The following is a 25,159-nucleotide window of genomic DNA, read 5'->3' as shown; positions in this document are numbered from 1 at the left end:
ATGGTGTTGGCGATTTTGCTTATGAATAATGCTAGTTTTTGGTCTGCTCAACAATCCAGTCAAGGAAGGCTGGATTGCCTTTTTCAATAGGTAAAGCGACCACGCAGGGGCAATCATAACTGTGTAACTCCCCTATCCTTTTAATGATTTGATCGACCTTATCTTCAGTGGTTTTTGCAAAAAAAGCCGTTTCCGAATCATCTTGGATTTCATCATTCCACCAATATAAGGATTGGATGGCGGGCAAAATATTGATGCAGGCCACCAACCTTTCTGTGAGCAATTGCTTGCCAATAGCTCGGGCCTCGGTCTCATCAGAGCAGGTGATATATAGGGTTACAGCTTTCATAGAGGCCTCCTCAATCGCAAGCAATCAGCCCTCCGTTACAAGGGCGTTATGTATAAGTCTTGGACAATTTCCAAATTCACATTACCATTTAGGCTCCTTGACGTTTGCAAAATGAGATTGCCATGAGTAAGGAAGAAATGGAAACAGGTTGTGACCATGATGGACAAGAACCATCACAGACACAACGTAAATGGTTGGTACGCGGGCTGGAACAAGCCGGTGGTAAGCTCCCCCTCTTTGATGAGTATGGTCAACAGGTCAATCCTCAGACTGTGAGAAGCTGTATCCGAAATGGTTGGGCTGAGCCATGGTTTACCAATCCGCTAAAACCAGACTGGTTAGTCTGTCGAATTACTGAGCTTGGGCGTGAAGTTCTTGGGGAATAAATTTAGTCTGAATTGACACACGTAAAGTAAAATGCGAGACCTCTGTGCTATGGTTATGAGGTGGCATTAGTTCGAATTCGATTCATTCTTTTTCATGACCAGTGCCTGCTACTGCAATTGAAGTTTTTTTGATAAAATTTGTAGGATTTATGAAGCCTCAATTCTCATCTGAGTATAAAAAATAACTGCATTTGTAGATTTTAAGTAAAAAGAGCCGTGTGAGACTGCCATGAATGACATTAAGACACAGAAAAAACTCTATGTTTGTACGAATATGCGTGTGGGGGGCTCGCGTGGGTCTTGTGCCTTGCGGGGTAGTAAAAAGACCCTACCCTTGCTGCGCGAAGAATTGAGAAAGCGCTCTGTTGATATCAATGTTGAAGAGATTATCTGCCTTGGTCAGTGCGAGCGTGGCCCCGCTATCCGGATTGCACCGGGGGGAAGTTTTTATTTGGAAGCTGGGCCTGATAAAATATCAGAAATTGCCGACTGGCTTGAAAAAGAGTTAGAAGAATAAAACGGCTTATTCTTCTTTTGTGGGCAGGAAGTGTTTTTCAAAATCATCAGCAGGTTCGGGCCTCGCCAAAAGATAGCCTTGGATGATGGAACAGCCGCCTTCATGAAGGAAATCTGCTTGAGGCTGGCTTTCTACGCCTTCTGCAATGCTTTGCATGCCTAAATTATCACTCATGGACAGTATGGTTTTAATCAGTTGGCGGTTGCCATCCTCACTAAACATGCCGCGAATAAAGCTTTGATCGATCTTAAGGTGATCAATAGGAAGTTTTCGCAAGTAACTTAGGTTTGAATAACCCGTGCCGAAATCATCAATAGCAATGCGCGCGCCAATTTGTTTTAGGGCATAGAGGTTTGTTTTTACCTTATCAGGGCTATCAATAAAGGAGCCTTCCGTGATTTCAATCTCAAGCTGGTTGCCACTGATGTCATATTCTTCAAGAAGGTCTTGAACAAGCTTGGGGAACTCTGCATTGGTGATTTGTTCAGGCGCAATATTAACAGCCACTGTAATCGGTGGATGGCCTTTGTTCTGCCAGGCTTTGATTTGTTGACAGACCTGTTTGAGAACCCATTCGCCGATTTGTGAAATGATCCCGATTTCTTCTGCAATGGGGATAAACTCAGCCGGGCCGATTTTACCGATCTCATCATTATGCCAGCGCAAAAGGGCTTCTGCCGCAATTACCACACCATTTTGGGCCTTGGCTTGAGGCTGGTAATAAACTTCAAACTCATCCTTATCAATCGCACCACGCAAGGCTGTTTCGATTTGCAGTTGTCGCATGCCCTGTTCGGTAAAAGACGGGTTAAACAGGTTAAAGGTACTGCGCCCTTGGGCTTTTGAGCGATACATAGCCGCATCAGCATTTTTAATAATGGTTTCAACATCCCCGCCATCATCGGGAAAGACACTAATGCCTAAGCTGGCGGTGACAAATAGTTTGTGGCCCATGAGGTGGAAAGGCTGTGAAAAAGCCTCAATCACGCGCTGGGCAACTTTGGTGACTTCTTCAACCGCTTCGATTTCAGGGAAAAGCAGGATAAATTCATCCCCGCCCATGCGTGCAACGGTATCTTCACCACGTGTGCAATGTTTTAAGCGCTCAGCAGCCTCTTCTAACAAGGCATCGCCAATGCTATGGCCCAATGTATCGTTGATCTTTTTAAAATGATCCAGATCAACAAACATAATGGCAAGGCGGTCGTCATGGCGTTTGGCGCGTTCCACCGCCATATTGAGGCGATCTGAGAAAAGCCTGCGGTTGGGCAGTTTTGTCAGCTCATCAAAATAGGCCAATCGGCGGATTTGTTTTTCCTGATTTTTACGCTCTGTAATGTCACAGAAAATACCGGCATATTGGAAAATCTCACCAGCATCGTTTTTAATGGCGGTGATGGTCAGCCATTCTGGATAAAGCTCACCATTTTTGCGACGGTTCCAAATCTCACCTTGCCAATAGCCTTCGTTTTGGAGCTGTTCCCACATTTTTTGATAATAATCTTCATCGTGACGACCAGATTTTAGCAAAGCAGGCGTTTGCCCAATGGCCTCTTCAGCGCTATAGCCTGTCACATGGGTGAAGGTTGGGTTAACATAGGCGATCTTACCTTCAGAATTGGCAATGATAACGCCATCAAGAGACGCCTCAATAATTTTATGGGCGAGATGAAGGTTATTTTGTGAGGTCTTAAGCGCTTGGGAACGTTCTTCAAGGATCGTATTAATGCGCCGTACATATTCAAACTGAAGGCTGGAGAGGATACCAGAAAAGCTGATTAGCCCGATAATATTGCCGTTATCATCATGCACACCAAGATGGCGAAAACCTGTTTTAACCAGTTGATTTCGAGTTTCCAGCAGGTTTGAGTCTTTTGAAATGGTTTTTAGGGGGCGCGATGCCGCCTCACCCGCAGTTGAGGGGAATTTTCGCTGAGACAGAAAACGCGTAACGTCTTTTTCTGTAATAATCCCGTATGTGCCATCACTAAACTGTACGCAGACCGCAGCTTGTGGAGAATTGCTGATGATCCTGAGCGTATCATGCAGGCTAAGTTCCTCATGTGCCATAGGGGCGGCTTGGGTGAGGGTTTGCTCAACACTTTTGACGGTTAGGTAATATTCTTCACCATGTTTTAAGATGACATCGGTTTGGGTGATAATACCGCTTGGGTGATTTTCATCATCAACGACCAAAAGGTGGCGGACTTTTTCCTCTTTAAAACGAACGGCTGCTGCCCCGATTGTGACGTCATCACGGATGCTTTTAACCGGAAAATTCATAAAGTCCCGAACGGGCTTATCAAACACAGCCAAGCTTGAGACATCCATTCTCAAGCTGTCTTTTTCCGTCCAGATGCCAATGGGAAGGCCATTTTCTTCAACCAGAATGGAACTACACCCATTAGCCTGCATCAGATTTGCGCATTTAGCGACCGTATCTTGGGGTTTGCAGGTCAGCAGATTGTGATTAACAATCGTTTTTATGGGGTTGTTTATCGGGTTCATTTTGCCATTCATATCATTGTTTACCTTGAACTTATCACAAACAACCAAGGTATGACAGTTACCTATACGTATAAGTCCTTAGGTTTGATTAAAGAATGGCGCATACCTCATCAAAGGCAGGGCGTGGACCGCGATCATAAAGGCCAGCCTTATCGCCATAGCCTATATTACAGAGGAAGTTGGACTTAAAGCTTGAGTCATTAAAAAAAGTTTCATCCAGTTTTTCATTATCAAAGCCAGACATAGGGCCGCAATCTAGTCCTAAAGTACGGCACGCCATGATAAAATACGCCCCTTGTAATATAGTGTTACGTTGTGCTGTTTCTTCGCTAAGCTCTGGTGATTGTTCAAACATATCTGCCGCACCGGGAAAGCTTGGAAACAGTCGGGGCATATTGACGTAAAATTTTGTATCCACGGCAATAATCGCGGTTGCTGGCGCAGCCATGGTTTTTTCGATATTGCCTTCTGAGAGGCAGCTTTTAAGTTTTTCTTTAGCCTCAGCACTTTTTACAAAATGGATACGTGCCGGGCAGCAGTTCATGCTTGTTGGTGCCCATCTGGTCATATCCCAAGCTTGGGTAAGCAGCTCGTCAGAAACCGCTTTATCTTGCCACAGGTTATGGGTGCGTGCGTCAAGGAAAAGTTGGTTGATGGCTTCATCACTAAGGGGCTGGGACATATTTATCTTCCTGAAAAAATTACCTTTTCAAGCAAGATAATGGAGCTTGGCGCTTAATTCAATCTTTTAGCCAATCAGTGCTGTTCATATCGTCTCAGCTCAGTTTGTCATTGTATTATTAGGAAAATGCAATTTAAATGGATGCTCATGTTGTTTAGGAGGTTCTTTGATGAAGCGTTTGGGCATTGTTGTTTTGAGTTTGATCTTTTCTTTTCAGGCCAGTGCGGATGAGCGAGAAGTCATCACCATCCCTTCTGAAATTAAAGCTTTGTTTTTAGGCGAAATGCGAACCCACCTTGATAATCTCAATGAGATTACCTTGGCTGTGGCCTCAGGTGATTTTAAGTCAGCAGCATTTGTTGCCAAAAATAAAATGGGCTTTGGTCATTCCGTGCGTGAAATCATGACCGTGCAAGGCAAAAGCGAAGAAGAGATTGAAGAAAAACTCGCCCAACTGCGCAAAAAACATGGCACAAGCGATCATCCCGGGCGTGGCATGGGGCGTTATATGCCAGAAGAAGTTCGCGAGCTAGGCCGCGCTTTTCACAAGGCGGCTGAGCATTTTGCCAATGTTGCTGATACTGTAAAAAATCCGCCGACAGTTGCGGATTATCAACGCGTTTTTACAGCCCTTAGTGAAACAATAGATGTTTGTAGTGCCTGTCATTCATCTTACCGTGTGGAATAAAATTGATGTTAAAAAAGAAAAATGCTGACGTCTTAAAAGAAACCCTACCCCTTGCGGGAAAAAATGTACTGGATGTGGGCAGTGGTGAAGGTCACTTAAGCCGCATGATGGCAAAACAGGGCGCTCATGTGGTTGGGCTTGAATGTTCCCCTCGCCAGCTTGAAAAAGCCCATTCTTATGACTGTGTGTCTGATGAAGTTTTTATGGATGGTGTAGGCCAAGACTTGGCCTTTGCTGATGCAAGTCAAGATATCGTCGTGTTTTTCAACAGCCTGCATCACATTCCTTTGGATGAACAATTTAACGCCTTAAAAGAAGCGGTGCGTGTGTTGAAAACTGGCGGTTATATTTATATTTCTGAGCCCATAGCCCAAGGCCCGCATTTTGAATTGCTCCAGCCCATTGATGATGAAACCCACGTGCGCGCCGTGGCGTATGACAATATCAAGCGATTTGCAGAGTTGGGTTTAAGCTGGGATCAGGAGCTGATTTATAATCATCCGCTGCGCCGTAAAAGCTTTGAAGAATTGCGCGATAAGCTGATCGGGCCAAACCCTGAGCGTGAAAAGATTTTTGAAGAACGTGATGAGGTGCTGCGTGCTGCTTATGACCGCTTGGGCGAACATAAAGGTGATGGGTTCACTTATTTCGATCAGCCAACGCGTATGAACTTATTGCGAAAACCTGCCTGACCTTCACTTCATAAAAGAAAAAGGCCATCGCGTTCGTTCAACACGGTGGCCTTTTATTATTTGTCATGCAGAAAAAGTCTTAACGGAAGCTGTTGTTAATACCTTCAAGCGCATGGTTACCCGGACATAAAGACTTCTCATCCAGTGTATTAAGCGGTGTATCCGTTGTGCCAAGGAAGTCATGCATATCGCGCAAGGTTGGGTCACAATAAAGAAGACCTGTGAGGATTTCACCTTTTTCGCGATGTTGCTCAATGGCGTTGATGGCGGCGAAACGATCACGTGGATCATAGCCGTCTTTACCTTTGTGCAAACGCAGGATGGAACCATCATGCAAGCAGATATCCTTGCTTTCGCCTTCTGGATATTCAGTCGTGATTTCTTCTTTTGAGGGAACGAAATCCGTGATGTTACCTTCTTGAACATGCTCACGCACATAGTCATAGCTACGTGTGGATGTGGCGTGGTTGTTGAAGGTTACACAAGGCGACATGATATCAATAAAGGCAAAACCTTCATGGCAGATAGCAGCCTTTAGCAAAGGTACAAGCTGCTCTTTATCACCAGAGAAACTACGTGCAACAAAGGTTGCGCCCAATTGCAAAGCCATGGTGGGCAGATCAATCCCGCCCCACATGATCTCTTCACCTTTTTTGGTGCGAGAACCTTTATCGGCTGTGGCAGCTGTTTGACCTTTGGTTAGGCCATAAACACCGTTGTTGGCAACAACATATGTCATGTTGAGGCGGCGGCGTACCACATGGGCAAACTGGCCCATACCGATGGAAGCCGTATCGCCATCACCAGACATACCGATGTATTTCAGGTCACGGTTTGCCATAGAGGCACCTGTTGTGACCGAGGGCATACGACCATGGACCGTGTTAAAACCATGGGACTTACCAAGGAAGTAAGTCGGCGCTTTTGAGGAACAACCGATACCGGAAAGTTTGGCAACTTTATGGGGCTCGATAGAAAGCTCAAAACAGGCCTGAACAAGAGCTGCACCCACCGCATCATGGCCACAACCGGCACATAATGTGGAAAGTGAACCTTCATAATCACGATAGGTTAGACCCAACTCGTTGCGGGCAAGGTTTGGGTGGTGAAATTTGGACTTTAAGTAACTCATTATTCTTACCCTCGCTTTGCTTTTTTCGCCGGTTTAATGACGATTTTATCGAGAATGGATGTGGAGATGAAATCAGCCGTAATGGGCATCCCGTCATAATGGGTGACTTTCACCATTTTCGCCGGATCAACTTCAAGCTCGTTAATCAGCAAAGAGCGCATCTGCCCATCACGGTTTTGTTCAACAACAAAGACCTGATCATGGGATGAAACAAACTCTTCAACAGCCTTGCCAAAGGGGAATGCTCTGATGCGCATGGCATCAACGCTGTAACCTTTAGAGCCAAGGATATCGAGTGTTTCTGTCATGGCACAATCGGTTGTACCGTAATAGATCACACCGACTTTACTGCCAGAGTTATACTCATGCATTTGTGGCTGTGGAATGATCTCGGCTGCTGTGCGGAATTTCTTTTCAAGACGTTCCATATTGCGCACGTAAGCATCCCCTTTTTCTGTATAGGCAGCATATTCATCGCGTGATGTCCCACGGGTGAAGAAGATGCCTTTTTCAGGGTGTGTGCCCGGATAGGTGCGATAACAGATGCCATCATCATCCACATCAAGGTAGCGACCAAACTCTTCAACTTCTTCAAGCTGTTGAGCGTTGAGCACTTTACCGCGATCATAGGTGCGATCATCATCCCAAGAAAGTTCTTCAGTAAGATGGTCGTTCATGCCCAGATCAAGATCACTCATCACCATGATCGGTGTTTGCAAACGTTCTGCCAGATCAAAACTATCCGCAGACATGTTGAAACATTCGTTTGGTGTAGAGGGGAACAAGAGAACCTGTTTCGTATCACCATGGGAGGCATAGGCACAGGCGGTGATATCAGATTGCTGTGTACGTGTTGGCATACCTGTTGAAGGGCCTGCGCGCTGTACGTTCATCAAAACAACCGGAATTTCAGCAAAATAGGCCAGACCTAGGAATTCTGTCATTAAGGACACACCTGGGCCGGATGTGGCTGTAAAGGAACGTGCCCCATTCCAGCCACCGCCAATGGCGATACCAATAGCAGCTAGTTCATCTTCTGCCTGCATGACGGCAAAGTTCTTTTTGCCAGTTGCAGGATCAATGCGAAGACGCTCACAGTATTTTTCGTAATTCTCAACAACCGATGTGGATGGTGTGATTGGATACCAACCCGCAACCGTTGCCCCACCATAAACAGCCCCAAGGCCAGCAGCCGTGTTGCCATCAATCAGGATTCTTGAGCCCACTTGATCAGAAGACTTAAGCGTGATGCTTAAAGGGCAGTTAAAGCGTGTTGTGGCTTGTTGATAACCCAACTCCAAAGCATGGACGTTTGGCGCAATGAGTTTTTCTTTCCCGCGGAACTGATCAGAGATCAGACCTTTAAGAATGTCAAAGTCCATATCCAGTAAAGCCGCCAAGGCCCCAACGTAGATCACGTTTTTAAACAGCTGGCGTTGACGCGGGTCTGTATATTCGCGCAGGCAAATCTCAGAGATTGGCATACCAAGGAAGGTGATATCCTTGCGCATCAAGGATGGGTCAATTTCCTTTGTGGAGTCATAAAGGAAATAACCACCGGGCAGTACATGTTCAACATCAGCGACCATGGACTGGGAATTCATGGCAACCACGATATCAGAACCACCTTCACGGCGCGCAAGATAACCTTTATCAGACACACGCACGTCAAACCATGTGGGCATGCCTTGAATGTTAGATGGGAAAACGTTGCGCGGGCTTACCGGAATGCCCATGCGGAAAACAGCTTTAGCAAACATATTGTTGGCACTGGCAGAACCTGTACCATTGGTGTTGGCAAAGCGAATAACGAATTCGTTTACACTATTAATAGATTTCATCGTTAAGCCACCTCTACCTGTGTCGCTTTAAATAGGAATTTCTGCATGTCCCATGCCCCTGTTGGGCAACGTTCAGCACAAAGGCCACAGTGCAGACACACATCTTCGTCTTTTACCATAACCTGCTTGCTTTTCAGCTCGCCTGAAACATAAAGATCACGTGGGTTATCTGGTGCAGGAACGCGCAGACGGGTGCGAAGATCATCTTCATCCCCGTTGTCGGTGAAGTTGATACAATCCATCGGACAGATATCTTCACAAGCCACACATTCAATACAGCGCTCAGCCGTAAAGACGGTTTGCACATCACAGCTTAGGCAACGCGCAGCTTCTTTTAGGGCCAGCTTTTCATCAAAACCAAGCTCGACTTCTTTGCTCAGGTCTTGCAGGGCTTCTTCCAAGTTCATAACCGGCACAGTGTTGCGCGGATCATTTGAAACAGAGCTTTGATAAGACCATTCATGAATACCCATTTTCTGGGAGGTCATGTCATACTCACCAAATGGAACGTCGCTTAGCTCTTTATCATCACTGAGCATGCGATCAATGGAGGCTGCTGCAATATGACCATGGGCAACTGCGGTGATGATGTTTTCCGGACCAAAGGCCGCATCACCTGCAAAGAAGACTTTTTCGTTGGTGGATTGCAGCGTGTCTTTATTAAGAACAGGCATGCCCCAATCATCAAAATCAATACCAAGCTTACCTTCAATCCATGGGAAGCTTGCATCTTGACCAATGGCAACCAGAACAAGGTCACATTCAACCAAGACAGGGTCTTCACCTGTGGAGATCAGCTTACGCTTGCCTTTTTCCCAATGTGTTTCCACACGGTCAAATTCAACACCGATGAATTTACCATCTTCAACCACATAACGCAGTGGCGTATGGTTTGGCAGAATTTCAACATTCTCAGCCATGGCATCTTCGCGTTCCCACTCAGATGATTTCATTTCATCATAAGAAGAACGCACGATGGCTTTCACATCATGTGCACCAAGGCGGCGGGCCGTACGCGTACAGTCCATAGCCGTGTTACCCCCACCAAGAACGACAACGCGTTTAGGGGCTTCTTTCACATGTTCAAAAGTAACACCAGCCAGCCAGTTGATGCCGATTTGAACGTGATCACCAGCTTCTTCAAGGCCATCCATTTGCAGGGGGCGACCACTTGGTGCGCCTGTACCAACAACAACGGCATCAAAATCTTCATCCAAAATAGCTTGCATGGATGTGAGCTCTTGGCCAAAGCGTGTTTCAACACCAAAATCAAGAACCGTGTCAACTTCGCTGTTTAAGGTATCCAGCGGCAGACGGAAAGACGGGATTTGTGTGCGCATCATGCCACCACCAAGACCGTCACGATCAAAGATCGTACAGTCATAGCCAAGGGGCATCAGGTCGCGTGCAACGGTGAGTGAAGCAGGCCCCGCACCAAGAAGTGCGATTTTCTTGCCGTTTTTCTGCTCAGGGATAAGAGGAAGGCGCTCTTTGATATCTTCCTTATTATCTGCGGCAACACGTTTGAGGCGACAGATCGCGACAGGTTTTTCTTCCACACGTTGGCGGCGACATGCCGGTTCACACGGGCGGTCACATACACGGCCTAAAACACCGGGAAAAACGTTAGCTTCCCAGTTGACCATATAAGAGTCCGTATAACGGCGCGCAAGGATCAAGCGAATATATTCAGGAACCGGCGTGTGTGCCGGACAGGCATATTGGCAATCTACCACTTTATGAAAGTGGGTAGGATCAGAAGTGTTGGTTGGTTTCACGGGTCAAACCTATCTCACAAACTGTCAAAAAAAATTAATATGGGCAAAGTTTGTAAGGTTATTTGGCGCAACCTGCAAGTCCGACTTTTGGATATATCGGTGATTTTTTGAATTTAAGCTGCTATAGTAGAAAAGCCTTATATTAAAAGGCTTTGCGGTACTGTCTGGTCATACCAATTTAATATTTTAATGAGTTTTAAAATAGGCGTTCAAGATTGCATCATATGTATTGTTTTCTTTCATCATCTTAAGGCCATTATTTAGTTTTTCAATGATGTCTTCACCCTTTGGGTTTTTTCTAGAAACCATGAAAAAAATGGGATGTTTTTCAATGGTGATCACACTTACGGAATTTGGGTTTCCATTTGACATAAGAGACGGTTCAAGAATGTCTTTAAAACCCAGTACCCCATCAATGCGCCCCCGGTCAATCAAGTCGTAAAGGCGATAGCTAAAAGCAATCGTTTTATAGGGGATACCTCTGCCGCTCAGCTCATGTTCAAGGTTATCGCCTTGAATAACTGCGATATCAAGTTGCCCTAAATCGGCATAGGTTTTGATATCAAGATGGGCATAGCTATTGTTGAGAACAAGGATGACATCCCTGTGGATAATTGCATCACTGATGATGAATTTTTCTTTGTGCCAGCCAATGTCTTGGCTTGTAAAAGCGCCAGCTAGGTTACCTGTTTCTACTTCAAAGATAGACCTTTTCCACGGCAAAGATTGGAAGCTTACAGCCATGTTCTGGCTTTTAAAAGCAGTCCTGATAATTTTTGATATGAGACCATCTTCTTCATATGATGCATTTTTTTTATAGAAAAAATCAAGTTTAGGGGTGCCAATCAGGATTGAATGGTTCGCCTCGCCTTGGGCTTGCGTTGAAACAAGCCCAAGCAGGCATATAAAGAAAATTTGCCTTATTATATGTTTCCCAAAGAAAAACATACTCTTCCCCTATTTATAGACACCAACCATCACGATATAGTGGCCTACCTCAATTGAAAAAGTTGTTTTTTCGGCTAGTTTCCCCGTATGGGGGTCTTGAAAAATATAATCTGTCCAAGCCTGTCCATCTTTTTGGGTCGCGTGGACAATATCTTGGCAGGCAAATCGCCCGTTTGGGTTTTTCAGGTTCCAGATGTTTTTGCCAACCAGTTTGGGATTAAGCCCATGGGCAAAGAAATTACATTTGAAATCTTGCACAAAGACATAAAGGTCTTTTTTGCGAAAGATGCCCTCTGGGTTTTGAAATTCTGAAAAAGCCTTCTCTTCGCCCATTTTTGATAGGAAGGAAGCCGCTTCAAGCGCGAGTTGTTTGGCTTCTTCTCGGGTGCCTCTATCTTCAGCCCAGCCTGTTGAGATAAAGCTGAATAATGAAAATGCAATGGTTATGAGTTTTAGATATTTCATCGGCTCTACACCTCTATTTTGATATGATGGTGTTTTATTAGCTTAGCATAATTAACCAGTATGTTCGATCATTTTGTAAGTAATAAACGATATACGTGTGATGTAGGGTCAGGGCCCTAAGAGAGGTAAAAAAAATATTGTAGTTTGTATTGTTGCCACCTATATGCAGTATTGAGCGACCTAAAACTTGGCAGTTTTACAAATCGAAAAGAGGTTCCCTTATGGAAAAGCATCTTAAGATTGGCGTGTCTGCTTGTTTACTCGGTGAGAAAGTTCGTTTTAATGGCGGTCATTGTCATGACCGTTTTCTCACACAATCCTTATCTCCTTTTGCAGAATTTATCCCGAGCTGTCCTGAAGCGGCAATTGGTATGGGTATTCCGCGCGAAGCTGTACGGTTGGAGCGTTTTAAAGATGGCTCAACCCATCTGATTGCACCAAAGTCAAAAGAGGATTTTACAAAGGATATGGAGGCTTATGCGAGCGTGAGGGCGCATCAATTGGAAGCGCTGGATCTTGATGGTTATATCTTTAAAAAGAATTCGCCAAGTTGTGGTGTTTTTCGTGTGAAAACTTATGTGAACGATCAGCCTGCTGAGCGAAACAATGCCGGCCTTTTTGCAAAAGCTCTTATGGAAAAATTTCCAAAACTACCCGTTGAAGAAGATGGGCGTTTAAATGACCCCATGCTTCGGGAAAACTTTCTGGAAAGGGTTTTTGCTTTTCGCCGTGTGAAAGATTTGTTCAAAAACGGCTGGACACGCCGTGAGGTAGTTGCTTTTCAAGGGGCTGAAAAAATGTTGCTCTTGGCTCATAGCCCGCTTTTGTCAAAAGAGCTTGGACAGCTTGTCGGACAGATTAAATCATATAAGCGAGAAGAGTTTAAACAACTCTATATCCAAAAGTTCATGCAATGTTTAGCGATTAAGCCCTCTAAAGGGAAACAGGCCAATGCGCTTATGCATATGGCTGGGCATTTAAAACAGAAACTCAGTGCAAATGGGCGTTTAGAGCTTAACAAGACGATTAAGGATTATCAAAATGGGGTCATTCCATTTTGTGTACCGATTGCCCTTCTCTCTCATATGATCAGGCGTTGTAATATCATCTATCTGTCAAGCCAAAGCTATCTATCGCCCTGCCCTCATGAACTCGGTTTGAGGAATTATATCAGGGGCTAGAAATGCCAGATGTTCAACGCCAGCCAAACACAGCCAGCTGCAAGACCAAGGCAGAGGGCGGCAAGGTAGAGTGGACGTTTTTCTAAGGATTGGCTTATGGGGACTGTGTGACTTTGTTTTCTGCCTGTGATCATGGCACGAATAAGGTTTTCTTTTTTGAACAAAAGATAGAAGAAAGCAGCGCTGACATGCAGCCCCACAAAGCCAAGGATGACCCAGAACCCAACACGGTGCAATGTACCTGCAAGGGAGACCCAGTCATCACTGGCAATAAATACCAGTGGACCTTCAACGATGATTTCATCACTGGTAAAAAGCCCCATGGTGCCTTGGCCCAACAAAAGCATGAGTAAGGCAATGACCATTAATCCACCAACGGGGTTATGGCCCAAGTGTTTTTCTGAAGGAGGTCTGATTAAGGAGGTGAGATAGCTCAAAACAGCTTTAGGCCCTTTAATGAAATTGCTAAAGCGCGCTGTGTTTGACCCAATAATACCCCAAAAAAGGCGATATAGACACAGGGTCAAAATCGCATAACCATTCCACATATGATACGTCATATTCACATCGCCAAATTCAAATGTGAGATAGGCATTGATGAATAACCCGACCAAGGCCCAATGGAAAAGGCGTGTGGGAAGGTCCCATGTTGCGATTGTTGATTTAGGTCTCATATGACGTACTTGTATTTTGATGAATGATAATCACGACAGGGCATGAGCGCTCTATGCCCTGTCGCAATAGCAAGATTATTTTTTGCGGAATTCTTTATGGCAGGCCTTACAAGCGCCGCCCAGTGTTTTAAAGGCCTCCACTTGTGCAGCTTGATCGCCACTTTTTGCAGCTTCAACTAAGCTTAATGTGGCGCCATAAGCGGCTTTGCCTTTTTCCATATAGGCATCCATATTTGTCCAGATTTCTGGTTTGGCACGTGTTTCGCCAACATCAGAGCCTTTTGGATAAGCTTTGCCCATATGGTCCCATGCGGCTTTGATTGATTCTGCATGATAAACCGTATCGCCTTTTCCGCCGAGGAACAGGATCGATTTTAAAGAGCCCATGTGACCACCAACAACCTTATAGGTGCTTTGACGGTGAACAATAGCCGGATTGTTTTCTGCAGCGAAAGCTTCATAAGCAACGCCGATAAAGGCTGTGGCACATACGCAAGCTGCGAGAATGATTTTTTTCATTGGATCCTCATTAAATAATACATAAGAACTTTAGATTGTTCGAATGTGCCTATCATATGTTGCTCTGCACTATATATAAATAGATAATTTGTAACAGAGTGTAACATTTGCTGTTTTTTTCTAGGTTTTTTCGCAAATATAATTTGCAGTTATTTTTCTGTTATCAAAACTGCTTCATTCGTGTATGACTTACCTCAATTATGCAACCTCATTCGGAGAAATCAAAATGCGTTTTATCTTGTCGGCAGCAGCAGCCTTAACATTTGCCACAACCGCAATGGCAGGCAATATCCCGACTAACCCTAGTTTTTCTAAAGATGTTATGCCTATTTTAGAGAAAAACTGTGCACGTTGTCACACTGGTGACGGCGAAGGTAAAATGGCATCAGGCTTCTCTATGGAAAACTATGAAGATATCCTTAAAGGCACAAAGCATGGTGCGGTTATTGTTAAGGGTGATGCTTCTTTGAGTAACCTTGTGCGTATGATCGAAGGTCAGACTGACGCAGCGTTGAAAATGCCACATAACACACGTCGTCTTGAAAAAGATGATCGCAATGTGATCCGTCGCTGGATCAACCAAGGTGCAAAAAATAACTAAGTTTAAAAGTTAGTTTCTTTTTAAAACGGTCCAATCATGCAGATTGGGCCGTTTTTTTATGGTTGAGTACCTGTTACCAAATGGGAATATTATTTTTATTTAATTTAGAGATATTATAAGGAAGTCTAAAATACAGGTGGTTACTCATTGTAAAATGGGTAAGACAAAAATATGCCAAATCGGGCCAGAACCCTTGAAATCATGAATTGCTACACAATAGCGGTGAACGAAAAAAGCGTGGGCCTGCTTGAAAGTCTCTTTAGCGAGGATGTGGTCTGTTCAAAACAGGATCAAGTTGGCGTGAGTATTGGGACGAATGCCATTACAAAACGCCTGAAAAAAATATGGGATGAGTATCAGGATCGCGAAGCTAAATTTACAGCTGTCTGCGGCTTGATTGATATTGCCGATAAATATGCTTTTCCCTGCGTTGCCTTGTTGGAAAATGACAAACCGTTTTCTGTTATCGTCTGTGAAGCCGAAAAAGATAAACAGGCCCACTTACATACAGAGTTAACAGATATGGCTTTGGTCTCAAGCGTGCGCCTATGTTGTTCTCACAAAAACATGAAATACGCCGAAGAAAAATCCTGCCCTGCTGGCTGCGCCCATAAAGCAGCCCATGTAAATGCCAATCTCGCGTAAAATGTCTAAGGGAATGTTCTCGGTGACATCGCTATAGCTTCATATTTTCAATATGAAATGCTGAATTGATAAAATAAAAAATCTTTTAATTATTTAGGAGATATGTGAATATCGCGTCTCAATTTTTGAGTGATGCCTGAGGATGGAAAATGAATAGAGCTAAGCGCCGTAGCCAGCATAAAGCTGGGGCCAAACCAGCCGGACAAAACACAATTACCGGTCCTAAGGCTATGCAAATTCAACAGACCCTGAATTTAGCTGTTCAACATCATACTGCAGGTCGACTGTCTCAAGCTAAAGGCCTTTATGAACAAGTTCTATCGCTTCAGTCGGATCAACCTAATGCTCTTCACCTTTTAGGTGTTGTGGCCCATCAAATGGGAAAAAATGACATTGCTCTTAATCTGATTTCTCAAGCTTTGAAAATTATGCCGCGTTTTGCGGAGGCGTATAACGATCTTGGGGTTGTTTTTCAATCCTTGGGCGACTACCGAAAGGCAGAAGAGGCACAACGAAAAGCAATTAAACTCAAGCCTGAATATCCTGATGCGCACAATAGCCTTGCCGTTTCATTGAAAGAACAAGGTAAGCTCAAACAAGCAGTTACTTCATTTAAGAAAGCAATCTCTTTAAATGCCAACTTTGTAAATGCAATGGGCAATCTTGCAATGGCATATCAGGGGCTTGGAGAATTTGATAAAGCAATTAAACAAATCAATAATGGACTTTCCATTGCACCAAGCGACCCTGTTTTGTACGTAATATTGGGAAGCATTTACCAGTCAACGCAGAAGCCTGACCTAGCTGCTACAAACTATGAAAAAGCTATTTCATTAAACCCGAATTTTGCCTGGGCTTATAATAACCTTGGCAATACCCTATTGGAAATTGGGGATTTTGATGCAGCTGTTCAAAAATTACAAAAAGCCGTTGAACTTGCCGCAAACAATCCGCTTTACCTGACTAATCTTGGTGTTGCAGTTAAGGAAAAAGGTCGATTTGAGGAAGCTGAGAAGTATTATCGCCAGGCTTTAACTGTGAGCCCTAATTATGGCGCAGCATACAATAACCTTGGTAACCTTTATAAAGAACAAGGTCTGCAAGATGAGGCCATTAGTTTTTATAAAAAATCATTGGAAATTAATCCCAAAGACCTGATTGTACTGAATAACCTAGGTAACAGTTATCAAAAACAAGGTTCATCGCTGCAAGCTGTTGAAGCATATTCACGGGCTCTCTCAATTAAACCGACTTATTCTGATGCTCTGGTCTCTAAAGTCTATGAACAAGCTAAAATGTGTGATTGGAGCGAATATGACAGAAATAAAAAACTTATTTTAAGTTTAGGTCAAAAAGACAGCGTTGTTCCACCTTTCTCTCTTCTTTGTGAAGAAGACAACCCTGAGCGACAGTTTATGCGTGCGCAGAATTATGCTTCTATGAAGTTCCCGGTTTCTCAGAGAGACAAAAAGGAGACAACTCAGGACAAGGCATCAAAAATCAAAATTGGTTATTTTTCTACAGATTTCCGCAATCACCCAGTCATGCACCTTATGGCTGGTGTTTATGAAAAACACAATAAAGACTTGTTTGAAATATATGCCTTTTCTCTTGTGGCAGATAAAAATGATGAATACACAGAGAAAGCCAAAGCAGCAGTGGATCAATTTATTGAGATTGCTGAAAAAACAGATACTGAAGTAGCTGATTTATGCCATGAGTTAGGCTTACATATTGCGATTGATTTGAACGGATATACAGAAGGGAGCCGACCAACCCTTTTTGCACAACGCATCGCACCTGTACAAATCAACTTTCTTGGCTATCCCTGTACAACCGGTACAGACTTTATGGATTACATTATTGCAGATGCAACGGTTATTCCAGAAGAGACTGCACAATATTATTCTGAAAAGGTTATTTATCTACCCAATAGCTTTCAACCGAATGATGATCAGAGGGAAATCTCCGATAAAAAGATGTCACGATCTGATTTTGGACTACCGGAAGAGGCATTTGTCTTCTGTTGTTTCAACAATAACTATAAGATTAAGAGAGAAGAGTTTGAAATCTGGATGCGTCTACTTAATAAAGTTGAAGGCAGCGTTCTCTGGCTTTCACGAGCGACTGAACAAGTTAAGACCAACTTGAGAAAAGAAGCTGAAATAAGAGGTGTCAAACCAACACGATTAATTTTTGCTGAACGTGTTGAAAGTTTGGCTGATCATTTGGCACGCCAAAGGCTTGGGGACTTGTTTTTGGACACATTTAACTATAACGCTCATACAACCGCTAGCGATGCCCTATGGTCAGGCCTACCGCTTCTTACAAAAGAAGGTAAGCAATATACTGCACGGGTGGCAAGCAGCATATTAAAAAGCTTGGATTTACCAGAACTCATCACTTATTCAACTTCAGAATATGAAAAAACAGCATTAGAGCTAGCCAAAAATCCAAAGAATCTTCAGAAATTGAGAAGAAAAATCAGAGGAAATATTAAAACATCTTCTCTTTTCGATACTGAACGTTACACATGCCATCTAGAGAAAGCATTTGAGCAGGCATATTCAAGGTTTTTAAATAATGAATCTCCAGCTTCATTTAGTGTTAAGGGCTGAAAGTGGTAAACCTTTAATTAAGCCCCTCACCTTTCCCGAAAAGACTTCTCTTTCAATTTTCAATTCTTTGAATTGGCCCCAAAAACATACATCGTGACAGATGTTAACGGGTGATTTCATTTTTTTTCCACACAAGCTTGTTCCAACTGTAGATAGCGATGGACTTATTTGATTTCCAATACTACTCTTTTGTATATGCGCACATAGACAAATGAGGAATGAAATGAAAAAGTATCTCTCCCTTCTCGCTTTTATACTTTTTTCGTTTAATGCTCAGGCAAATTCGTCCTTGATGATTATGACGGAAGAATTTGCACCTTATCAGTTCTATGAAGAAAATGATGGCACCCGACAATTTAAAGGTATTTCCCTTGAGGTTGTTCAGGCCTTGCAAAAAGAAGTGGGCAATCAAGACCCGATCAAGGTTCTCCCGTGGAACCGTGCTTTAAAACTATTGGCAAAAAAGAAAAACGCGTTGCTCTTTTCCACAGCGCGTACACCGGAGCGAGAAAATAAATATAAATGGGTTGGGCCCCTTGCCTCGCTAGAAATGGTGTTTTTCAAACGAAGCGATAGTGATATCAGCCTTAACTCATTAGATGAGGCAAGAACACTCAATAAAATAGGTGTCACAAAAAATGTCGCCACCCATGAAATCCTCCGCAATATGGGTTTTACTAATCTAGATGTCATGGAAAGTGGCGCTGATGAGAAAAACCTTAAGCGCCTGATTAAGAAAAGAGTCGATGTTTGGCCAACGGTTTATTACGCAGGCACCTATAGCGCCAAGAAAATGGGTGTGCTTGAGAAAATTCAAGCCATTCCGAATGTTAAGATCATGTCCGGCCATCTTTATATCGCCTTTAATAAAGCTGTTGATGACAAAATTATTCATCAATGGCAGCTCGCTTTGGATAGCTTACGTACCAAAGGGGTTATTGACCAGATCGTAATGAAATATGAAAAATAAGTAATTGATCAGGTTCTTTAGGGGCACACCGATGAAATTCCAAAAGTTCAATCACTCTCTTGCTGCGATTATTATCGTTCTTGCAGGCTTGGTGTTTGCCCCTGTTACTTACGCAAGTGATGGGCAAAAAGTTGTTGATAGCGTTGCCTCTTTCACTTCACGCGGTATCTACAATCTGGATCGTGACCAGCTTTTTGCGGTTTTGGAAAACTTTTTAAGTGAAAGCCCTAAAATTAAGGGGCTGGTGATTGAAGAAAGTATCGATAAAGAAAGCCTCATTCAATATTACTACCAAGACAACAAGCCCGTTTATGGTGAAGAAATACCCGAGGATATAAAGTTACTGCCCCAGTTTAGCGCCAAGTCCCTCTATGAAGGTGAACATATTGGCGATATTACCATCTATTTTAAAGACGGCCTGCCTTTAACTGTAAAAGAACGTGCATGGTTAAAAGAACATCCCGTTATTCGTCTTGGTGTAGACAGGGCTTGGCCACCATTTGACTTTATAGAAGATCAACAACATCAAGGCTTAGCCTCTGAATATCTTGAAGCCCTGTCCAAACGGCTGAACATAAAATTTGAACTGGTGCCTGATTTAAGCTGGTCTGAGGTTCAAGAACAGGCGAATAAGCGAAAACTTGATATCGTCTCTTTGTCGCAAGAAACGCCTGAGAGAAATAAATATCTGAAATATACCAAACCCGTCATCAGCACCCAGTGGGTTGTGGTCACCCAATCAGGTCACCGTGACATTCAAGGCCTTGGTGATGTTAGCGGTGAGCGGGTCGGCATTGTTAAAGGCTATGCCATTACGGAGATTATCCGCAAACAATATCCAGATATGAATATCACGGAAATTCCCAGTACTCTTGAAGGCCTTAGAATGGCCTCTACAGGACAGATTGATGCGGTCATCGATACGTTGGGGGTTGTGGGCTATTTAATTGCTGAAAACAGTCTGGTGAATTTGAAAATTGCCGGTCCAACGAAGTTAAAAAGTACCCCTTTAGGTTTTGGGGTTCGCTCTGATTGGGGCATTTTGGTCGAAATTATGGAAAAAGCACTGAAGAATATTCCAGTGGAAGAAGTCCGTAAAATTCGCCAAAAATGGATGGCTGTTACGCATAAGTCTGATAAGGCTAATGCCTCTAAAAACAGTACCCTGAACTTATTATCAGAGGAAGAACGCGCCTTTTTAGCCAAGCATCCAAAAATGCGGGTCATGGCGGGATCATGGGCCCCTTTCCATTTCATTGAGAATGGCAAGCCTGTCGGGATGGCACTTGATCATCTCACATGGATGTTTGACCAAATTGGTATCGAGCCTGAATTTGTCCCCATCAGTTGGAATGATGCGCTGGATAATATTCAAAAGCTTCAGAAAGTCGATATCCTGCCCACTATTGGCTACAGCCGGGAGCGGGAAAAATATGTTCTGTTTACGCAAGACTATTTTTCTTATCCCATGGTGGTTTTTGCCAGGCAGAATTCACCTTTTGCCGCTATGGAAGAATTGATCGGCAAGACGGTTGCGGTTGAACGCAACTTCATTACCCATAAGCTGCTTGAACAAGATTTTCCAAGCATCAAATTGAAGGTTGTTGAGACCTCTAAAGAAGCACTGGAAGCGGTCTCTTTTGGCGAGGCAGACGCTTATATCTCCAACATGGCTGTTGGGACATACTTAATTGAACAATTGGGTCTGTCTAACATGAAAGTGTCTGGGCGCACCCCTTATAAACATGACCTGCAACATATCGGGGTGCGAAAAGACTGGCCTGAACTGGTCTCCATCCTCAATAAGACCCTTTACGCCATGCCAGAACAGAAAAAACGTGAACTGCGCAAAAAGTGGCTGGGGGCTGGTGAGCTTTCGGCGCGCTCAAATGTAAAGCGTTTAAAACTGAGTCAGGAAGAACAAGATTGGGTGAACCGCAATCCAGTTTTAAGAGTTCATAATGAAATGGGCTGGGCCCCGTTTAATTTTAACAATGACGGTAAGCCCAAAGGTTTCTCAATCGATTACATGAATTTATTGACCGAGAAACTAGGCCTGAATGTTGAGTATATTTCCGGGCCGAGATGGGCAGAGTTTTTAGAGATGATCCAGAATAAAGAACTGGATGTCATGCTCAATATCGTAAAAACGCCTGAGCGTGATCAATATATTCGCTTTACGGAACCTTATGTGGACAACCCCCCGATGGTCGTCACCCAAGACGGCGCAAATATTGAATCATTTGAAGACCTTTCTGGCAGGCTTGTTTGTGTGCCTGAAGGCTTTTTCTATCAAGAAATTTTAGAACGCGATTATCCCCATATTTCACTTCTTCTGGCACAAAACCAAGGCCAATGCCTAAAGCTTGTTTCCTCTGGTCGTGCTGATGCCACATTGGGCGGGCTTGCGGTTCAGGATAATTTGATCAAAAAGCTCTTTCTCACCAACCTGAGAATTGTTGCCAGTGTGAATGATCCCATTTTCTCAAATAATTTACGCATTGGGGTGCGCGATGATTGGCCCATGCTTCATAAGCTTTTACAAAAAGCAATTGATAACGTCACGGAAGAAGAAATCGCCCCCATTCGCGCACGCTGGATTGTAAAAGCGCCACAAGCCATTACAAATGCAGAGAATAAAACCGATACTTTCACGCTGGTACTGACCATTACCAGCACGGCCTTTGGGCTGATCGTGTTGCTTTGGATCATTCGCTTTATCATTGCGCGCGCAGCAAAACGTGATGTCTCACAAATTTATGAATCACGCGAAGTTAAGGGAACGGGCATTGTCGGTGTGGCAGTGTTGTTGGCTGTCGTTATTCTTGCAGCGTGGATTACGGCTGAAAGGGCGGAGCAACAAACGCGCAATAGTGTGGGTGCCCAGCTTCAAACCGTCCTAAAAACCACTCATCAAGCATTACGTTCCTGGCTAGATGCTGAAACCCGCTATATTGAGCGTATCGCAAATGACCCTGAATTGCTTGGACATGTAAAAGCCCTTCTTCTTGTCGATCCAAAAGCAAGCAAGCTTTCAAGGAGCGAGCCGCTTAGTTCCATTCGAGATTGGTTTGTCCGTCACTCTAAAGGGCGCGAAGTTCAGGGCTTCTTTATTGTTTCACCAGATAAACTCAGCATTGGCTCCAAACGCGATACAAACCTTGGCACGCTAAATTTGATCAGCAAATATCGTGACCGCAGGCTGGAGCTGGCTTTTCAGGGTGAAACACAATTCATCCCGCCGATTGCCTCTGACGTACGTATCAAAGGTGCTGCTGGGCTTGAACTTACGCAAGAACCAACCATGTTTCTTGCCGCACCGATCATTGATGAAAACCAAAAAGTCATTGCGGTTCTGACTTTAAGGTATGATCCGGTAGAAGATTTCACCCGTATTGCACAGTTGGGACAAAGCGGTGTAAGTGGCGAAACATATGTCTTTGATAAAAAAGCCATTATGGTGACGGATAGTCGCTATGATTTTCAACTTCAAAAGCTGGGACTCTTAGAAGCGGGCACCAATGCTATTTTGAATTTGCGCCTTGGTGATCCCGGCGGCAATCTCATAGAAGGCGCACCCGTTCCTGAAAATATTGCAGAGCTCCCCTTAACCCAAATGGCACGTAGCGCAATTGTTGGTGATACAGGTGTCAATGTTCAGGGCTATAGTGATTATCGCGGTGTTCAGGTGCTGGGGGCTTGGCTTTGGGACACTAAACTTGATGTGGGTTTTGCAACTGAGGTTGATGAAGATGAAGCCATGTCCACCTTCTGGACATTGCGCATCACCATGGCCTTGATCCTTGGTATTACGGTGATCGTTGCCTTGACCCTGACGGGCCTGTCGGTTTGGATTGGACAAAGTGCGAACCGTTCTTTGCGCAAAGCACGCGATAACCTTGAAAAAGAAGTTGAAGATCGCACCCGTGAGCTGAACTTCCAGAAATTTGCACTGGACCGCCACGCCATTGTGAGCGCCACCGATGTGGATGGAAACATCACTTATGTAAATGACTTCTTCTGTGAGATTACGGGCTATAGCCGTGAAGAGATGATGGGTAAAAACCACCGTTTCTTAAAATCGGGTCACCATGACCGTAGCTTCTACGAAAATATGTGGAACAACATTATGTCGGGTGAGGTTTGGCACGGTGAACTCTGCAACCGCAATAGAGACGGCGGCGCCATCTGGCTGGCGGCATCTATCATTCCGTTTATGGGTGAAGACGGCAAGCCAGAGCGCTTTATCTCCATTCGCACGGATATTACTGAGCGTAAAAAAGCGGAACAGAAAATTCGTGACCGCGAAGGCCGTATGCGCGCGATTATCGACAATGCGGTTGATGGCATTGTCGTGATTAATGCAATAGGTACCATGCAGAGCTTCAGTCCGGCTGCGGAGCGGATCTTTGGGTATAGTGAAGAAGAAGTTGTGGGCAATAATGTCAAAATGCTCATGCCGACCTACACGGCTGTCCATCATGATGATTTTCTTTCAGATTACCTAAATGGGCACAGCCGAAATGTTGTGGGCAACAACCGCGAAGTCGTGGGTATGAGAAAAGATGGCAGCGAGTTTCCAATGGATTTAGCCGTTGGTGAGTCTGTTATTGAAGGGGAACATATTTTCACCGGGATTATCCGCGATATTTCCAGCCGTAAAGAAGCCGAAGAAGAAATCCGCAACAGCAGAATTCAGCTTCAGGATATTCTCTCAAACGTCCTTCAGGCTGTGGTTATGTTTGATGAAAACCAAGAGCTTGTTGCCTGGAATAAACATTACCCGGGCACCATTGGGCTTGATGAAGAGCTTTTAGTCCCCGGCATGAAACTCTTTGATATTGCACTTATTTTGGCAGTGCGTGGGCAGTATGGAGAAAATGATAAAGACCCAACGGTAGTGGCACAGGAGCGTGTTGACTTCCTCTGGTCCGGAGAAAACCGTCTGGATGTCTCTTATGGAGATGACCAGATTTATGATGCCCATAGTGTACGCACGCCAGATGGTCGTTTGGTTATTACCTACACGAATATTACCCAGCGCAAAAAGAACGAAGCCATCATCGAAAAATCGATGAAGCTGATCCAAGAAAGTATTTCTTATGCCAGTCGCATTCAACGCTCTGTTCTGCCAACACCAAAAGAGCTGAATGAACTGTTTGAAGATCATTTCCTCATTTGGGAACCCAAAGACATTGTGGGCGGCGATATTTGTTTGCTGCGTGAATGTGCAGGTGGCACATTATTAACCTTGGTTGATTGTACCGGCCATGGTGTGCCCGGTGCCTTTATGACCATGGTTGTCACAGGTGCATTAGATCAGGCCTTAATTGAGCTGCCTGATGCAGACCCATCCATTTTGTTAACCCGCATGAACCAGTTGGTGAAAACAGTCCTTAGCCAAGTGGATGGACAAGGTAATTCAGATGATGGATTTGAATGCGGCATGTGTTTGATCAACACCAGCATGAATGTCATGCTGTTTGCCGGTGCACGTTTTGAGCTTTGGGCTTGTGATCAAAATGGGCTGGAGGTCACTAAAGGTGATAAGACTGGCATTGGGTATCGCACAACGAAATTTGATCAATCCTTCAAGCTGCACACACTTGAGCTTTCCCATGATAAATCTTACTACATGAGCTCTGATGGTATGATTGATCAAATCGGTGGTGAGCGCAAACGCGGCTTTGGTAAAAAACGCTTAAAACAAGCAATCCTTGATCACATTGATTTACCTATGAACGATCAGCAAGAACAGATTTATAAAATTTTCCACACCTATGAAGCAGGCCAAGAACGCCGAGATGACCTTTCTTGTATTGGCTTTAAAGCTGGACTTAATCAGTAAGTCGAAACCATTGCCCACTGGCTTGTATATTTCTGTCGTTTTGCTATGGTAAGTTCTATGTTTAATAAATATCCAAAATTAGAGTTCTACGTCTTTGGCGTATTAGGCGGGGGCTTG

20 protein-coding genes are annotated in these 25,159 nt (G+C 44.1%); 10 read left to right on the top strand and 10 right to left on the bottom strand.

Annotated features, from left to right (window positions below):
- Positions 1–31: 31 nt before the first annotated feature.
- Positions 32–349, bottom strand: a complete 318-nt coding sequence (gene cutA, locus MTBPR1_RS02040) for a divalent-cation tolerance protein CutA (protein ID WP_069185864.1) — start codon at positions 347–349, stop codon at positions 32–34.
- Between the two features lie 122 nt (positions 350–471).
- On the opposite strand from cutA, the gene MTBPR1_RS02035 reads away from it, so the two are divergent.
- Both MTBPR1_RS02035 and MTBPR1_RS02030 read left to right on the top strand, forming a co-directional pair.
- Complete coding sequence (locus MTBPR1_RS02035) at positions 472–735, top strand: hypothetical protein (protein ID WP_338031269.1); 264 nt, start codon at positions 472–474, stop codon at positions 733–735.
- Between the two features lie 229 nt (positions 736–964).
- Complete coding sequence (locus tag MTBPR1_RS02030) at positions 965–1,252, top strand: (2Fe-2S) ferredoxin domain-containing protein (RefSeq protein WP_069185863.1); 288 nt, start codon at positions 965–967, stop codon at positions 1,250–1,252.
- Positions 1,253–1,258: 6 nt separating this feature from the next.
- Here MTBPR1_RS02030 and MTBPR1_RS02025 read toward each other — a convergent pair whose 3' ends face one another.
- The gene (locus MTBPR1_RS02025; protein ID WP_165602591.1) at positions 1,259–3,760 is read right to left on the bottom strand and encodes an EAL domain-containing protein; all 2,502 of its coding nucleotides are present in this window, start codon (positions 3,758–3,760) and stop codon (positions 1,259–1,261) included.
- An 88-nt stretch (positions 3,761–3,848) separates the two neighbouring features.
- Positions 3,849–4,442 (bottom strand): malonic semialdehyde reductase, encoded by a 594-nt coding sequence (locus MTBPR1_RS02020; protein WP_069185861.1) that lies wholly within the window; start codon positions 4,440–4,442, stop codon positions 3,849–3,851.
- Positions 4,443–4,611: 169 nt separating this feature from the next.
- Here MTBPR1_RS02020 and MTBPR1_RS02015 point away from each other — a divergent pair, with 169 nt between their 5' ends.
- Positions 4,612–5,130, top strand: coding sequence for a hypothetical protein (locus tag MTBPR1_RS02015; protein ID WP_069185860.1), 519 nt, complete (start codon positions 4,612–4,614; stop codon positions 5,128–5,130).
- 5 nt (positions 5,131–5,135) lie between these two features.
- A complete protein-coding gene (locus MTBPR1_RS02010) occupies positions 5,136–5,822 on the top strand; it encodes a class I SAM-dependent methyltransferase (RefSeq protein WP_069185859.1) in 687 nt (228 codons plus the stop codon).
- A gap of 79 nt (positions 5,823–5,901) precedes the next feature.
- Here the strand turns inward: MTBPR1_RS02010 and MTBPR1_RS02005 are convergent, their stop codons facing one another.
- The 5 genes from MTBPR1_RS02005 to MTBPR1_RS01985 all read right to left on the bottom strand — a co-directional run bounded on the left by MTBPR1_RS02005 (position 5,902) and on the right by MTBPR1_RS01985 (position 11,986).
- Entirely contained in the window at positions 5,902–6,954 is a 1,053-nt protein-coding gene (locus MTBPR1_RS02005) for a 2-oxoacid:ferredoxin oxidoreductase subunit beta (protein ID WP_069185858.1), read from the bottom strand.
- Positions 6,955–6,959: 5 nt separating this feature from the next.
- Positions 6,960–8,795 (bottom strand): 2-oxoacid:acceptor oxidoreductase subunit alpha, encoded by a 1,836-nt coding sequence (locus tag MTBPR1_RS02000; protein WP_069185857.1) that lies wholly within the window; start codon positions 8,793–8,795, stop codon positions 6,960–6,962.
- A 2-nt stretch (positions 8,796–8,797) separates the two neighbouring features.
- A complete protein-coding gene (locus MTBPR1_RS01995) occupies positions 8,798–10,573 on the bottom strand; it encodes an FAD-dependent oxidoreductase (RefSeq protein ID WP_069185856.1) in 1,776 nt (591 codons plus the stop codon).
- Between the two features lie 186 nt (positions 10,574–10,759).
- A complete protein-coding gene (locus MTBPR1_RS01990; RefSeq protein ID WP_069185855.1) occupies positions 10,760–11,521 on the bottom strand; it encodes a substrate-binding periplasmic protein in 762 nt (253 codons plus the stop codon).
- A gap of 9 nt (positions 11,522–11,530) precedes the next feature.
- The gene (locus tag MTBPR1_RS01985; RefSeq protein WP_069185854.1) at positions 11,531–11,986 is read right to left on the bottom strand and encodes a cache domain-containing protein; all 456 of its coding nucleotides are present in this window, start codon (positions 11,984–11,986) and stop codon (positions 11,531–11,533) included.
- 221 nt (positions 11,987–12,207) lie between these two features.
- Between MTBPR1_RS01985 and MTBPR1_RS01980 the strand changes: the two genes are divergently transcribed.
- Positions 12,208–13,167 carry a YbgA family protein gene (locus MTBPR1_RS01980; RefSeq protein ID WP_069185853.1) on the top strand — a complete coding sequence of 320 codons (960 nt, stop codon included), beginning with the start codon at positions 12,208–12,210 and terminating at the stop codon, positions 13,165–13,167.
- Here MTBPR1_RS01980 and MTBPR1_RS01975 read toward each other — a convergent pair.
- Both MTBPR1_RS01975 and MTBPR1_RS01970 read right to left on the bottom strand, forming a co-directional pair.
- Positions 13,164–13,841, bottom strand: coding sequence for a cytochrome b/b6 domain-containing protein (locus MTBPR1_RS01975; RefSeq protein ID WP_069185852.1), 678 nt, complete (start codon positions 13,839–13,841; stop codon positions 13,164–13,166). The genes MTBPR1_RS01980 and MTBPR1_RS01975 overlap by 4 nt on opposite strands.
- A 75-nt stretch (positions 13,842–13,916) precedes the next feature.
- On the bottom strand, positions 13,917–14,360 hold the full coding sequence (locus MTBPR1_RS01970) for a c-type cytochrome (protein ID WP_069185851.1): 444 nt from the start codon (positions 14,358–14,360) through the stop codon (positions 13,917–13,919).
- A 226-nt stretch (positions 14,361–14,586) separates the two neighbouring features.
- Here MTBPR1_RS01970 and MTBPR1_RS01965 point away from each other — a divergent pair, with 226 nt between their 5' ends.
- From MTBPR1_RS01965 to MTBPR1_RS01945, 5 genes are all read left to right on the top strand, one after another.
- A complete protein-coding gene (locus MTBPR1_RS01965) occupies positions 14,587–14,961 on the top strand; it encodes a c-type cytochrome domain-containing protein (RefSeq protein WP_069186074.1) in 375 nt (124 codons plus the stop codon).
- A 171-nt stretch (positions 14,962–15,132) separates the two neighbouring features.
- Positions 15,133–15,606: a hypothetical protein gene (locus tag MTBPR1_RS01960; protein ID WP_069185850.1), complete on the top strand. Its 474-nt coding sequence runs from the start codon at positions 15,133–15,135 to the stop codon at positions 15,604–15,606.
- A gap of 149 nt (positions 15,607–15,755) precedes the next feature.
- Entirely contained in the window at positions 15,756–18,224 is a 2,469-nt protein-coding gene (locus MTBPR1_RS01955) for a tetratricopeptide repeat protein (protein ID WP_069185849.1), read from the top strand.
- 223 nt (positions 18,225–18,447) lie between these two features.
- Positions 18,448–19,194, top strand: a complete 747-nt coding sequence (locus tag MTBPR1_RS01950; RefSeq protein WP_165602590.1) for a substrate-binding periplasmic protein — start codon at positions 18,448–18,450, stop codon at positions 19,192–19,194.
- A gap of 31 nt (positions 19,195–19,225) precedes the next feature.
- On the top strand, positions 19,226–25,042 hold the full coding sequence (locus MTBPR1_RS01945) for a transporter substrate-binding domain-containing protein (RefSeq protein ID WP_069185847.1): 5,817 nt from the start codon (positions 19,226–19,228) through the stop codon (positions 25,040–25,042).
- Positions 25,043–25,159: the final 117 nt, after the last annotated feature.

The organism is Candidatus Terasakiella magnetica (genome assembly GCF_900093605.1).
GTDB classification, from domain to species: domain Bacteria; phylum Pseudomonadota; class Alphaproteobacteria; order Rhodospirillales; family Terasakiellaceae; genus Terasakiella; species Terasakiella magnetica.
The sequence above is the reverse complement of the archived record's forward strand: the minus strand, read 5'-3'. Positions and strand labels throughout refer to the sequence as shown.

Coding starts and splice junctions, on each gene's coding strand:
- MTBPR1_RS02000 (WP_069185857.1), bottom strand. CDS start 8,795: ATGAAATCTATTAATAGTGTAAACGAATTCGTTATTCGCTTTGCCAAC.
- MTBPR1_RS01960 (WP_069185850.1), top strand. CDS start 15,133: ATGCCAAATCGGGCCAGAACCCTTGAAATCATGAATTGCTACACAATA.
- MTBPR1_RS02030 (WP_069185863.1), top strand. CDS start 965: ATGAATGACATTAAGACACAGAAAAAACTCTATGTTTGTACGAATATG.
- MTBPR1_RS01980 (WP_069185853.1), top strand. CDS start 12,208: ATGGAAAAGCATCTTAAGATTGGCGTGTCTGCTTGTTTACTCGGTGAG.
- cutA (WP_069185864.1), bottom strand. CDS start 349: ATGAAAGCTGTAACCCTATATATCACCTGCTCTGATGAGACCGAGGCC.
- MTBPR1_RS01950 (WP_165602590.1), top strand. CDS start 18,448: ATGAAAAAGTATCTCTCCCTTCTCGCTTTTATACTTTTTTCGTTTAAT.
- MTBPR1_RS02010 (WP_069185859.1), top strand. CDS start 5,136: ATGTTAAAAAAGAAAAATGCTGACGTCTTAAAAGAAACCCTACCCCTT.
- MTBPR1_RS02005 (WP_069185858.1), bottom strand. CDS start 6,954: ATGAGTTACTTAAAGTCCAAATTTCACCACCCAAACCTTGCCCGCAAC.
- MTBPR1_RS02025 (WP_165602591.1), bottom strand. CDS start 3,760: ATGAACCCGATAAACAACCCCATAAAAACGATTGTTAATCACAATCTG.
- MTBPR1_RS01985 (WP_069185854.1), bottom strand. CDS start 11,986: ATGAAATATCTAAAACTCATAACCATTGCATTTTCATTATTCAGCTTT.
- MTBPR1_RS01990 (WP_069185855.1), bottom strand. CDS start 11,521: ATGTTTTTCTTTGGGAAACATATAATAAGGCAAATTTTCTTTATATGC.
- MTBPR1_RS02035 (WP_338031269.1), top strand. CDS start 472: ATGAGTAAGGAAGAAATGGAAACAGGTTGTGACCATGATGGACAAGAA.
- MTBPR1_RS01955 (WP_069185849.1), top strand. CDS start 15,756: ATGAATAGAGCTAAGCGCCGTAGCCAGCATAAAGCTGGGGCCAAACCA.
- MTBPR1_RS01945 (WP_069185847.1), top strand. CDS start 19,226: ATGAAATTCCAAAAGTTCAATCACTCTCTTGCTGCGATTATTATCGTT.
- MTBPR1_RS02020 (WP_069185861.1), bottom strand. CDS start 4,442: ATGTCCCAGCCCCTTAGTGATGAAGCCATCAACCAACTTTTCCTTGAC.
- MTBPR1_RS01975 (WP_069185852.1), bottom strand. CDS start 13,841: ATGAGACCTAAATCAACAATCGCAACATGGGACCTTCCCACACGCCTT.
- MTBPR1_RS02015 (WP_069185860.1), top strand. CDS start 4,612: ATGAAGCGTTTGGGCATTGTTGTTTTGAGTTTGATCTTTTCTTTTCAG.
- MTBPR1_RS01965 (WP_069186074.1), top strand. CDS start 14,587: ATGCGTTTTATCTTGTCGGCAGCAGCAGCCTTAACATTTGCCACAACC.
- MTBPR1_RS01970 (WP_069185851.1), bottom strand. CDS start 14,360: ATGAAAAAAATCATTCTCGCAGCTTGCGTATGTGCCACAGCCTTTATC.